The organism is Aminobacter sp. LjRoot7, assembly GCF_964252895.1.
GTDB lineage: Bacteria > Pseudomonadota > Alphaproteobacteria > Rhizobiales > Rhizobiaceae > Aminobacter > Aminobacter aminovorans_B.
The window spans coordinates 444398-456974 of record NZ_CAXUPX020000001.1 but is presented as its reverse complement, the minus strand read 5'-3'; the positions used below and the strand labels follow the sequence as shown (position 1 = coordinate 456974).

The window sequence follows — 12577 nt, the reverse complement described above, 5'->3', positions numbered from 1 at the left end:
GCCGTTGCAGGTGCCTCGCACCGAAGCGGACAGCTTTGAAGACCAGGAAATCAGCATGAACTTCACAGAAGAACTCGACCGCTATCTCCAGTCGGAAATCGACAACAGCCAGGTTCCCGGCCTCGGCGTCGCCATCGTCCACGATGGCGAGATCATTCACCTCAAGGGCTACGGCCTTGCCAATGTCGAGAACCAGGTGCCGGTGACGCCGGATACGGTTTTCCATTCCGGTTCGACCGGCAAGATGTTCACTTCGGCGTCGGTGATGTTCCTGCTGCAGGACGGCCGCATCAAGCTCGACGATCCGTTGAGCCGCTACATTCCCGAGGGGCCCGAAAGCTGGGCCGGCATCACCATCCGCAACCTGCTTTCGATGATGGCCGGCTTCGGCAATTTCGACATCGTCTTCGGTGCGGAAGGCGGCGAGGAGGGCGGCGCCGTGCCGCTCAACCTGTGGCAGGATTACAGCGACGAGCAACTGATCGACCTGGCCCGCCGTTCGCCGTTCATGTACCAGCCGGGCGAGGGCTACCAGTACAGCAACACCGGTTACATCCTGGCCGGGTTGGTCGTCGCCCGCGTCTCAGGCAAGCCTTATTACGAGCTGCTGCGCGAGCGGCTGTTCGAACCGATCGGGATGGCAACGGCGCGCGAGGCCTCGTGGTTCGACATCGTGCCGAACCGCGCCGCCGGCCACTGCATTCGCGACGGCAAGCTGGAGAACCGCTACTGGGCAGCACCCACGTTGCAGCGTACCGGAGATGGCGGGCTCTATTTCTCGCCGCGCGACATCGCCCATTGGCTGCTCGAACTGGACAATCCGACGGTGCTGCGGCCCGAAACCATCGCACTGATGTCGGAGCCTGTGCAGATGAAGAACGGCCAGCCGTCGTTCAACAACTATGCCCTGGGCTGGCAGAATTCCACGATCCGCGGCCATCGCAAGATCCGCCATGGCGGTACCTGGGACGGGTTTCGTGCCGAGATCGCACGCTTTCCGGCACGCAAGCTGTCGGTCTGCGTGCTTGGCAACACTGACGAGGCCCAGGTCGCCCGGATCGGCCAGAAGATCGCAGGCATCGTCGACCCCGCACTAGCGCCCTACGAGCCGGTTGCCGACGGCAACGAAGCGCTGACCCGGCGCGACCACGAACTGCTGCAGGCCATCGTCGATCGACGCGCGTCACGTGACAGCTTTGCTGGCGAGGCCTGGCGCCTGTGGAGCAATGGCTGGTTCGAACAGATCGCAGCCAGCGGCGTCGCGGTGGCTGGAGTGCCGCTCGAACTTACCCATCAGGAAGCCGACGGCGGCAGGCGCTACCGGCTGGAGATGGGCGGCTACCACCTGCACTGGACGATCAGCCGCGACACTGAGGACCGGGTGAGCGAAATGCGCTTCCACATGGAGTAATCGCAACGGAAGTAGGCCGCAGCCTGCCGGTGCGGCCACCCTTCCAAACACGTCAAACCAACTCGCCTGATCAGGCGCACGTGTCCCTCAGCGAGGGACGCAATGGATACGCGCGCCCGATCGATCCAAAACGCCTGAACGACCACATGGAGATCGACAATGAGCTTTCGTGTTCTGACCGCCGAATTCGCGCATGAGACCAACACCTTCAGCGTCCGCAAGACGGGTTACGACGCCTTCACCGTCGAAGGCGTGCTGTTCGGCGACGACGCCATCCGCGCCCGAGGCGAAGCCAACACCGAGATCGCCGGCTTCCTCGACATCGGCCGCAAATATGGCTGGGCCATTGAGCATGTGCTGAGCACCGCAGCCGAACCGGCTGGGCCGGTGACGCGCGACGCCTTCGACCGCATCGGCGGCGCCATAGTCAAGGCGGCGGCGGACAACAAGGGCCAGATCGACGGCATCTTGCTTGGCCTGCATGGCGCGATGGTCACCGACTTTTCGCCCGACGGCGAGGGAGAGCTGCTTGAACGGCTGCGCGCCGTGGTCGGGCCGGACCTGCCGATCGCCGTCACGCTCGACCCGCATGCCAACGTCACGGCCAAGATGTGCGAGCTCGCCGACATCCTGATCTCGTTCAAGACCTATCCGCATATCGACATGCGCGCGATCGCCCACCACGCCGGCGAGCTTTTGCAGAAGACGATGGCCGGCGAAATCCGCCCGAAAACGCTTCTGGCGCGGCGGCCGATGCTGGAGGAGGCCAATGCCGGGCGCACCGACATCGGGCCGATGGTCGAATGGATCGCCAGAGCCCGCGCCTATGAAGAGACGGCTGGCGCGTTGGCGGTCAGCATCAACGGCGCCTTTCCCAATGCCGACATCCCCGAAGTCGGCCCGACCGTGCTCGTCACCTATGACGGCGACCCGGCGCGGCATCAGGCCTTTGCCGAAAGCATTGCCGACGAGATCTGGGACAACCGCTTCAACGTGCTGAACACCTTCTACACGGTGATGCAGGCTGCCGAGATCGCGCATGACTACCGCGGCGACCGCCCGTTGATCATCGCCGACTATGCCGACAATCCCGGTGCCGGCGGTTATGGCGACGCGACGGCCTTGCTTGGTGCCATGCTCGAAGTGGGCATCAGCGATGCCTGCTTCGGTCCGATTGTCGATCCGGAGACGGCCAACCAGCTTCACCGAGCCACCGTCGGCGATACCGTGAAGCTGAAGCTCGGCGGCAAGACCGATCCACGCTTCGGCGGCGATCCGCTCGAGGTGACCGGCAAATTGCTCGTTATCAGTGACGGCAAGCTCATCGGCGACGGAGAGCAACTGGGCGGACTGGAGTTCTCGTTCGGCCCGACGGCCGTGGTGCAGATCGATGGCATTGCCGTGCTCGTCGTCACCGAGCCGTCGCAGATGCGCGACCTGCAGCAGTTCCGGGCCTTCGGCATCGACCCGGCGCGTCATCGCGTTGTCGGGCTGAAGTCGATGCAGCATTTCCGCGCTGCCTTCGAGCCCATCGCCGGCAAGGTCATCGTTTGCGACAGCGGCGCGCTCTGCACCATGGACTATTCCAGGATGCCCTATCGCAACGTCGCCCGCCCGATCTTCCCGCTCGACCGCGACATGACACTTTAAGCGCATGGCAATGACAGCAAGGAAACCGATGACACAGCCACATATCCAGCAGGCCGACGTCATCGTGCTTGGTGCCGGGATCATCGGCGTTTCGGTCGCGCTGCAGCTGCAGCGGCGCGGCCGTTCCGTCATCCTCGTCGACCGTCGTGGCGCCGGCGAGGAAACGAGCTACGGCAATGCCGGCCTGATCGAACGCTCCAGCGTCGTGCCCTATGGCGCGCCGCGCGAGTTTTCGAAGCTGATGCGTTATGCGTTCAACCTGTCGGCGGACGTGCGTTTCGACTGGCTGCAGATGCCGCGCATCGCACCTTGGCTGTGGCGGTTCTGGCGTGAGTCGGCACCAGGGCCGCTGGCACGCGCCGCAGCCGACATGCAGCCGCTCATCGAGAATTCGGTGAGCGAGCATGAGGCGCTGATGGCGGAGGCAGGTGTTTTGCCGCAGCTGCGCCGGGCCGGCTGGCTCGAGGCCTATCGAAGCGAAAAGACGTTCGAACACGCGCGGGGCGCGGCCACGGCCCTTCACCAGTTCGGCCTGAATTACGAAGTGCTTGACCGCAAGGCGCTGCAGCAGCGCGAACCGCATCTCTCCGACGCGCTGGTCGGCGCCGTGCATTGGCTCGATCCGGCCACGGTTGCTGATCCGGGGGCGCTGGTGAAGGCCTATGCCAGCCATTTCGTCGATCGCGGCGGGCTCTTCCTGCAAGGCGATGCCCAGCAGCTGCGGCAGGCGGAAGCGGGCTGGAGCATCGTCACCGACAGCGGAGGCGTCGAGGCGCCGGAGGCGGTCGTGGCGCTCGGGCCCTGGACCGACACGATCTCCCGATCACTCGGCTACAAGATCCCGCTGGCGATGAAGCGCGGCTACCACGTCCATTTCGAAACCGATGGAGACGCCCGACTCAATCATCCCGTTGTCGATGCCGATGGCGGTTTCGTGCTGGCGTCGATGGCCAAGGGTATGAGGCTGACCACGGGCGTCGAATTCGCCTCGCGCGGCAGCCGGCCAAACCCGGTCCAGCTCGACATGACCGAGCCGCTGGCGCGCCAGATCTTCCCGCTCAGGCAGCGCATCGAACCGAAACCCTGGATGGGATCGCGCCCGTGCCTGCCCGACATGCGGCCGGTGATCGGCCGAGGCTACAGGCACAAGGGGCTGTGGTTCGCCTTTGGCCACAACCATCACGGACTGACGCTCGGCCCGATCACGGGACGCCTGCTGGCCGAAATGATGACGGGCGAGCCGGTGTTTACCGATCCTGCGCCTTACGCACTGGAGCGGTTTGGCTGACGCGTAGCGCAGCAGCGGTGCCTTGTGCCGAGGCTCGCCGAAACAAACAATTAACAAAGTCGGTCAGGCTGGCCTTTACCAATTGCTGCTAATCCCAAGCCGCAAATCGGGAGAGCGGCCAGGGATGGTTGGGGCAAGTCGCATCGCTGAACGGTTCAACGGCCTGTCGGTGCTGGGACAGTCCTGCGTGATCGTGGCCGCCGCGACGCTGGGCGCCGACCTGCTGACGCTGATCTTCTACTCGATTTTCTTTTCCGACCGGCTGCTGCTCGATCTCGCGCTGACGAGCCTGATCGTCGTCGCCGTGGCCGGGCCGCTGTCCTATTTCTTCATGGGGCGCAGCGCCAGGCTCGTTGAACTTGCGGCCGAGCTCGACCGGGCCAATCGTCTCGACGACCTGACCGGGCTGCTGAACAGAAAAACCTTCCTGCTTCGATCCCGGCAGGTCCTCAGCGGCCACGAAAGCGGCGAGGGTGCCGGGGTGCTGCTCTTCATCGATGCAGATCATTTCAAGGCGATCAACGACCGCCACGGCCATGCCATGGGCGATGCCGTGCTGCAGGAAATCGGCGCGGCACTGGCTTCGAGCATTGGCGCCAAGGCTATTGCCGGGCGGCTGGGCGGCGAGGAGTTCGTCGTGCTGCTGGTTGGTGCCGGCGAGGACAAGGCAGCGCTGGTGTGCGAGCGCCTGCGGCGGAAGGTGAAGGCGATTGCCGCCATTGTCGGCATGAGCGGCCGCGAGGTCACCGTCAGCATCGGTGTGTCGAAACATCAGCCGGGCCAGAGCCTCGACGCTCTGCTGCTCGCCGCCGACAGGAACCTTTATCTCGCCAAGGCCAATGGCCGCGACCGTATCGTTAACACCGACGGCAAGCTGGCCGCGGCCTGAGCCGGGGCGTCATTCCGCTTCTTCCGTACTCCGGATCTTAGCCGCCGGCATGAGCCAGATGCTGGAAGCGGCGAACCATGCGCCAGCCCGAGGCGACCAGCCTGTCGGCCGGCGGTGCCACCGGCAGCACCGGCTGGGTCAGCATGCGGCGCAATTCGGCCGGCCCGATCTCGCTGGTCATGATGATGCGCGACAAGGTGTACGGATCCTCCGTCGTCGAAGTCATGGCATGCCTGACCCGGCACGCCGAGGTGAAGCCGGCGCCGCGCACCAGCGCGCGCGTGGTGCGGCTCGAATAGCCATGCGGGTAAGCGAAGCTGTGCACCGGCCGCTTCAGGCCGTGCTCGAGGGCGAGCTTGCTGTCGTGGATCTCGCGCGCCGCGTCGCTGGCCGACAGGATGTCCAGTTGCGGGTGGCTGACTGTGTGGGCGCCGATCTCGATGCCTTCGCAGGCCAGTGCGCGCAGGTCGCCCCAGCCGAGCATCGGCCGGTCGCCTTCGCCAGATGAAGCGAGCCACTGGCTGGTCTTGCCGACAAGGCCCGAGACGACATAGAGCGTCGCGACAAAGCCGTGGCGTTCCAGAATGGGCATGGCGCCGATGAGAAAATCCTGCAGCCCGTCGTCGAAGGTGATGCAGACGGTGCGCGGAGGCAAAGGCCGCTTTTCGCGAAAGATCGTCGCCAGCGCCGAGATCGTCACCGGGCGGAAGCCGCCTTCGGCCAGCACCTGCATGTGGCGTTCGAACTCGTCGGGCAGCATCATCCAGCGCCGGTAGGGCGCAGCGCATTCGGTGTCGATGCTGTGGTAAACAAGGATAGGCACTGATGGGCGCATGGCTGTCGATCCTCCCTTGAAGGCGACCTCGTGCCCGCTTGCGGAGGGGGCGATGCCGGATGACGGGCTGCGTGCTGCGGCATAGCGGCTGCGCAGATAGCCCGGCACGCCAGCGGCGATGCCCAACCTCTCGCGCCAGATCAGATTGCTCGGATAGTCGCCCGGCAGGCGCTGGTTCTTGGGCGATGTCGGCCCGGCCATGTGAGCGATGCCGGCCGGCATGGCGCGCGCCAGCCGCAAGGCAGCCGCCGGTTCGTCGATGACCACCTTGGTGAGGTAGGCGCCGAGGCCCATGCCGTAGCCGAAGGCCTGGCGGCGCATGCCGTCCTCGCCACGGCGGTGATGGTGCCAGAGCAGCGCGCGCGGCTCGTAGACAAGTTGGAAGCCGGCCTGGACTACCGCGTAGAAGGAGGCGAGGTCGTCGCCGCCACGCGCCAGCGTGCCGGCGCCCAGTGCTGAATCGAAGCCGCCGATCTGGCGCAGCGCCTCGGTCCTGAATGCCATGTTGGCGCCTGAGCCGAACTGTCCGGCGGTGAAGGGAAAAAGCGATCCCGCCGGGCGATTGCCGGCGAGATCGAAGACCTTGCGCGCAAAACCCTTGCCGAAGCCGCCATGGCGCTCGGTCCAGAACTGCGCGCGCGTGTCGAGTTCGGCCGGCAGGATCAGGCCGGTGACGCAGCCGACCCGGCCGTCGCGGTCGAAATTGGCGGCCATCGCCGCCACCCAGTTGGGGTCGACGACGACGTCGTCGTCGGTGAACAGCACCAGCTCGGACGACAGGTTGGCAAGCCCGGCATTGTGGGCGCGGCCGAGGCCCGGCACGTTTTCCCTGACATAACGGACCGCGCGTGAGCCGCCGTAGCGCCGGGCGATGAGATCGGCGGTCTGCGACGAGGACGGCGCATTGTCGACGACGACGATGTCGAATGGCTGGTAGGTCTGGACCAGCAGTGAATCGAGGCAGCGCGCCAGGCTTTCGGCGCGGTCGCGCGTGGCAATCACGACGCTGGCGAACGGGCCGTCCTTCTTTGGCAGGGGCGCGTCGTGCTGCAAGGTGCTGTCTTGGACAGCCTGGTTCTCGTTGAGGCGGCGGCGCAGTTCGAATGTCGTGAGCACGTCTTCGTCGAAATCGAACTCCATGATCGTCACCGGACGGCCCTGGCGGCGGACGAGGCAAAAGACGCCGCCGTAGCGCTGGCCGGTTGCCGCGTCGAGCATCTGCACGTCGTTCATTGGCCGGCAGACATCGACGTCAAGAATCTTGATCGGGTGAAACTCGGGCGCGCTCATGCATGCCTCCGTGCGCGGCTCAGCCGGGCGCCGACATAACCCATCGTGGTGTAGCCGAGCCCGAAGAAGATGCCGGCGGCACGAGCCAGCCCCCACATGTCGAGCTTCAGCACTGCATCGCCAAGTCCGCGCAGAACACCCGCGGGCAGGACACGCATGACATAGCGCTGTTCGCTGGACAATCCATCCAGCGCACCGACAGCATTGACGACCTGGGTCTTGGAACGGCCCTCTGCGAGGCAGCGCTTGCGGAAATAGCGCCAGCCCGCACGCTCGGCCGTGACCTGGTGGTGTACGCTCATCGCTGGGTCGTAGAGGATGAGCGAGCCGGGAATGGCCTGCAACGCGCGGATGCAAAGCTCCGTCTCCTCGCAGCCGGCGGCATCAGCCGCGGTGCGGCCGATGCCTTCGCGGAACCCCCCGGTCAAATCGAGGATGCTGCGACGGAACGACATGTTGCAGCCGATAGGATTGCGCACTGGCTCGACCTTTTCGGGCTGGCCGCGATAGCTGCAGCCGACAACCCACTGGAACTCCTCCGGAAACCAGCGTGGGCGATCGACCTGCCACATCGGCAGCACCTGCCCGCCCAGGCCGATAACAGACGGGTTGCGATAGTGCGGCAGCATCTTTTCCAGCCAGTCGGGTGCGGCGACCGCGTCGTCGTCGAGGAAGGCCAGGATTTCGCTGCTAGCCCGCCTGACGCCGGTGTTGCGGGCACCCGAAAGGCCGCGTGCGCCCTCGTTCACGATGACGGTCACGGCTGGGTAGATGGAAAAGAAATACGCCCATAGCGGCATGTTGTGGTCGATGACCACGATGATCTCGGTCGCCTTGGTGCGTTGGGCGACCACCGAGGCGATGGCGCGCTGAAGCTGCTCGCGACGGTTGTCGGCGTAGGCGCAGATGATGACTGATACCGAAGTCGCCGACGCCGTCATGACCGCTCGCTAGATGCTGGGTTGGTGTTGTCCGGTTGCGCTGCGGGGCGGGACCGCCGGCCGCGCCGGGCGGGAGACGCCAAGGCGGACGATCGTCTTCAGCACCCGCCAGCCGTCGGGGATGGTGCGCAGGTTGCTGACGCCGTGGATGCGCGGGAACTCCTTGCTCGCCACCTCGAACACGTTGAGGTTGGCGCGCAGCGCCTGGACGTTCATTTCGGTCTCGATTTCGAAACCCGTCGCATCCTCGATGTTGAGATAGGGCAGCACGTCGCGCCAGAAAGCGTTGTAGCCGTAGCAGAGGTCAGTGAACTTGCCGCCGAAGCGAATGCGCACAAGCGTCAAAAGTCCCCAGTTGCCGAGCCGGCGATACCACTCCATGTCGGTGGTGTTGCCGCCCTGCATGAAGCGCGAGCCCTTGACGAAATCGGCGCCCGCGAGGAGCGCGCCGACAAAGGCCGGGATCTCGCCGGGATCGGCGGAGCCGTCAGCGTCGAGGGTGACGATGATGTCGCCCTTGGCGGCGTTGAAGCCGGTGCGCAGCGCCGCGCCCTTGCCGCGCCTGTCCTGCTGCAGCACGACTATGTCGGGCAGCAGCGACTTGGCGACAGCGATGGTGTCGTCGGTCGAGTTGCCGTCGACGAGAATGACTTCATCCACCCATGCAGGGATGTGGGGAAGGACGTGAGGAAGGTTCTTGGCCTCGTTCTTGGCGGGAACCACGACACTGATGCGAGGTGTGCCGCCGACAGGCATTCCTGCCAGTTTGAAAATTTCCATAGCAGGTCGATGCGGGAATGCTGCCGCCGTCATTATGGTTACTCCAACCCAAAGGTGGTGGCACCCAATGACTACGCGAACCAAACGCACCGGACGCAAAACAGCAGCCTGCAGAACACAACTTCGCAGGAAGGTTGTTTCCGAATAAAATCTGGACGCAAGTGTCTTGTTAGCCCCACTCGCCGATCAGAACTATACCATGCATTTACTTGTTGTAAACCATATGTAGTATCTGCATGTAGTTGGCTCTCCATTAGTGCTGATTCATAGATGTGGATTTGTATGAACCTGTCGTTTCAATGATTTTTACTAGATAAATAAATGTTTATCTAAATTTAACTACGACAACGGCGATGGCAGGCGTGTGGCAATGGGCATACATCAATTCATGTCAGGCATATTAGGTTGAGCTTTAGTGTTAATTCTTTTGGCTCGAAACCTAAGCGAACGCTGGCTGACGAAGCCTGTATCCTGTTCAAAACCCGTGATGGTTGCAGCCTGAAATGCACAACACCGGCCAGTCGCAACATTGTGATCGGCCCAAAATGCGGGGTTTTTGGGCTAAAACCGGCCACTTCAAGCAGTGCGGCGGAAGGGCAACATGCACGCAGATGTTTGTTAGCAAGTGTGCAGATAAGGCGACTGCTCGAATGACGGACCGGGTCGTTCATGTTAGGTTGGATGAAATCAGGAGGCGGGGGCCACCAGCACGATCAGCGGCGTTCGGACACAGCGCCTGTGACATGTTCCGTGCGCCCGATTGTTCGAGGATTCAATTTGCCTAGCCCACAGCGACCCGAAACTCCTCCTGCCCCCGATGCTTTCGACGACTGGGTTATCCTGACCAGCAAGTGGGACGAGGCCTACAAGGATTACCTGATCGTACGCGACGCGCGGGCCACAGCTGAGGCCGTGTCGGGCACGCCTGATCCTGAGTTGAAGCGCTTGGAGGACGAGGCGCTGGCTGCGTTGGCCGAAATCAAGGCGGAGATGGACAAGGTCGTGGCCGAGACGCGGCAACGGCGCCGGCCCCTCGGCGGCTCCCTCGTCGTCGGCACGATCGGTCACGACGAGGCCGAAGCGCCTCCCGGCTCAGAGAGCAATCCCGACAAGTAAGTGCGACCTGCGCTGCTTTTGGCTGACCCACTTGCGAGGTCGCCACATTCAGCGCGCAGCCGCCATCGGCATGGAGTTGGCAACGGCTATTTCCAGCGCGCGTGGTTGCAGTGTATTTAGAACGGGTGAGAACGCGAGACGCCCAGCGAAGCGCATGTTTCTTGCCGGCCATCGTGGCGACACTGGCTTGCGTGGCGATGCTTTCGCTGTTCGCCGGTCCGTCTGTTGCCGCAGACTTTCCCGCGATAGAACTCGAGACGACGTCAAACGACACGCTCGACGGTGTCTTGCGTGCTGCGCTGAACGCTCCCGAGCTCGAGCGCGCGGCCGAGGGAGGGGCCGCGAAAGGCTGGCAGGCCGCCGTCGAAGCCGAACGCCACCGGCTGGAAGAGCTGATGCGCGGCCAGGGCTATCTCCACGCGCGGGTCGAGATGCCTGATGCCGCGACTGGCGCTGGTTCTCCCGACAAGATCACGCTCAAGCCGGTTGCCGGACCGCTTTTCCGCGTCGGCATGGTCGAGGTCGACGGTCTCGATGGCGTTGCCACCGATGCGGTTCGCGGCGACGTTTCGCGGCAGATGATGGAAGCCGCCGGCAAGGCCGCGCGCGGTGATCTTCTGGCAACCCTCGAAGATGAGGTGCTGTGGCGACTGCGTACCGCATCCTATCCGTTTGTCCGTGTCACCGAGCGCGCGTTGTTACCGATGGCGGGCCAGGCGTTGGCAGCAGCCCGCATCGTCGTCGAGCCGGGCGCGTCGGCGCGGTTCGGCTCGGTCGCCTACAGCGGCCTTGTCGCTCTCAAGGAAGACGAACTGAGCCGCCTGCAACCCTTCAAGCAGGGCGATCCCTACGATCCCGACGCGCTCGAGCGTTTCCGCGAGGCGCTGCTTTCGCATGCGTCGGTCAAGAATGTCAGGATGCGGCTGCCGGACGCGGTGGACGCCAACGGCCAGTTGCAACTGCGCGCCGAGATCGAGGAAGAACAGCTCCGCGCCGATGACGCCACCGGCAACTATCGGACCGGGTTTATTGCGGCCGTTTCGGCCATCGCGGCGCTGGCGATCCGGCAGGTTTCTGTCGCCAGCCTCCGTCCTGGCCGCTCGCGCTGGCCACTCTGGCTCGAAGTGGTGCCGGTGCTGCTGCTTGCCGCCGCGTTCTACCTGATTGCGCAAAGGATGCTGCTTCTGGCATTTCCCGGCTGAGGGCCGGCCTAGGTATCCTTGAAGCCTATCGTCCATTTCGCCGCGTGTCGCACGCGGGCGTCGACGGCGGTGATAGGCAGTTTCTCCAGGAAGTATTCGGCATGGGCGTGCGGGGTTGCGCCAAATCGCTGCTTGTAGTGCGCGAGCGAGGCCGAGGCACCGGTTTCGCCGAAGTGGTAGTAGCGGCAGCCGCTGTGGCAGGCCTCTTCAATGGCGAGCTTCTGGATCAGGTCGTTGGCGCCCGAGCTGCCAAGCGCATGGCGGTCGATCGCGCCGCGGGCGTCGTTGACATTGCCGTATTGCAGCACGAAGGCGGCGGCCGCCGGCTTGCCGTCGACCCAGGCGACCCAGATGCGGCAGGCGTCGCCGAAATGTCTGGCGATCGAGTTGAACTTGGCGATCGGATCGCGCCGCCGGCCGCGCAGATGCGCGAGCATTCTCGGCTCGTGCTGCTTGTCGGCCCAGCGGTCGAAGGACGACCGCAACAGCTCATGGAACACCGGCACGAGTTTGCCGGTGGTGTCGCGCTCGACAATGATGTTGCCGCGTTCGGCCTTGCGCACCCGCGTTCGCGTCGTCTTCTTGAAGCGCGACGACCACACTGCGTCGAAGCCGCCGTCGAGGTCGAGGATGTGGGCGAGCCCTGGCACTGCGGTGACGTGGGCGGGTGCCGCGGCGGCCCACAGATGGGCATGGCGCGGATTGGGTCGCACTGAGATCCTGAGATAGGGCAGGCTGGCCAGGTCTTCGAAAATGGCGCGCAGATGTTCGACCTTCGGCACCAGCGACGAGAGCACGCCGCCGCGACCCCAGGCATAAGGCATCGACTCGGCGACCGACAGCCGGGCCGGCAGATGCCTGTTGCGCACCATCGGCAGCACGTAGTGGTGCCCGCCTGCAAAACGATAGGCGCGGCTGGCGTCCTGGTACTTGCCGAGGGCGCACAGGCTGTCGAGCCAGGCCGGCGACTGGTAGGGCAGGGCTTCGGGATCGGCGAGCATGAGGCGATGCCAGAGATCGCGCGGCGCCGGGCTTTGGACGTCGAACGCTGCCGGCGCGCGCGCTATGGCTTGCACGCCCGGTGAGCTCCCAAAATCTGTCGGATCGGTATACGTCTGCAACCTCCCGCCGTTCCACCTAATGTCTCAGATTTTGTGAGAGATCACTACATTCGC

Annotated in this window: 10 protein-coding genes; 6 read left to right on the top strand and 4 right to left on the bottom strand. The window is 64.4% G+C overall.

Going from position 1 to position 12577, the window contains the following annotated elements:
• The first annotated feature begins 55 nt into the window (after positions 1–55).
• From ACSQ3E_RS02185 to ACSQ3E_RS02170, 4 genes are all read left to right on the top strand, one after another.
• Positions 56–1411: a serine hydrolase domain-containing protein gene (locus ACSQ3E_RS02185; protein WP_436121432.1), complete on the top strand. Its 1356-nt coding sequence runs from the start codon at positions 56–58 to the stop codon at positions 1409–1411.
• A 159-nt stretch (positions 1412–1570) separates the two neighbouring features.
• Entirely contained in the window at positions 1571–3061 is a 1491-nt protein-coding gene (locus ACSQ3E_RS02180; protein ID WP_436121431.1) for a M81 family metallopeptidase, read from the top strand.
• Positions 3062–3089: 28 nt separating this feature from the next.
• The gene (locus ACSQ3E_RS02175; RefSeq protein ID WP_436121430.1) at positions 3090–4349 is read left to right on the top strand and encodes an NAD(P)/FAD-dependent oxidoreductase; all 1260 of its coding nucleotides are present in this window, start codon (positions 3090–3092) and stop codon (positions 4347–4349) included.
• A gap of 124 nt (positions 4350–4473) precedes the next feature.
• The gene (locus tag ACSQ3E_RS02170; protein ID WP_436121429.1) at positions 4474–5238 is read left to right on the top strand and encodes a GGDEF domain-containing protein; all 765 of its coding nucleotides are present in this window, start codon (positions 4474–4476) and stop codon (positions 5236–5238) included.
• 37 nt (positions 5239–5275) lie between these two features.
• Here ACSQ3E_RS02170 and ACSQ3E_RS02165 read toward each other — a convergent pair whose 3' ends face one another.
• The 3 genes from ACSQ3E_RS02165 to ACSQ3E_RS02155 are packed head-to-tail and all read right to left on the bottom strand — an operon-like array spanning position 5276 to position 9084.
• On the bottom strand, positions 5276–7363 hold the full coding sequence (locus tag ACSQ3E_RS02165) for a glycosyltransferase (RefSeq protein WP_436121428.1): 2088 nt from the start codon (positions 7361–7363) through the stop codon (positions 5276–5278).
• Positions 7360–8304 carry a glycosyltransferase family 2 protein gene (locus tag ACSQ3E_RS02160; protein WP_310316838.1) on the bottom strand — a complete coding sequence of 315 codons (945 nt, stop codon included), beginning with the start codon at positions 8302–8304 and terminating at the stop codon, positions 7360–7362. The genes ACSQ3E_RS02165 and ACSQ3E_RS02160 overlap by 4 nt, the downstream gene beginning before the upstream one ends.
• Positions 8305–8313: 9 nt before the next feature.
• Complete coding sequence (locus tag ACSQ3E_RS02155) at positions 8314–9084, bottom strand: glycosyltransferase family 2 protein (protein WP_436121427.1); 771 nt, start codon at positions 9082–9084, stop codon at positions 8314–8316.
• 777 nt (positions 9085–9861) lie between these two features.
• On the opposite strand from ACSQ3E_RS02155, the gene ACSQ3E_RS02150 reads away from it, so the two are divergent.
• The gene (locus ACSQ3E_RS02150; RefSeq protein ID WP_310316843.1) at positions 9862–10200 is read left to right on the top strand and encodes a hypothetical protein; all 339 of its coding nucleotides are present in this window, start codon (positions 9862–9864) and stop codon (positions 10198–10200) included.
• 161 nt (positions 10201–10361) lie between these two features.
• Positions 10362–11402: a POTRA domain-containing protein gene (locus ACSQ3E_RS02145; RefSeq protein WP_436121426.1), complete on the top strand. Its 1041-nt coding sequence runs from the start codon at positions 10362–10364 to the stop codon at positions 11400–11402.
• Positions 11403–11410: 8 nt separating this feature from the next.
• Here ACSQ3E_RS02145 and ACSQ3E_RS02140 read toward each other — a convergent pair whose 3' ends face one another.
• The gene (locus ACSQ3E_RS02140; protein ID WP_436121425.1) at positions 11411–12478 is read right to left on the bottom strand and encodes a GNAT family N-acetyltransferase; all 1068 of its coding nucleotides are present in this window, start codon (positions 12476–12478) and stop codon (positions 11411–11413) included.
• Positions 12479–12577: the final 99 nt, after the last annotated feature.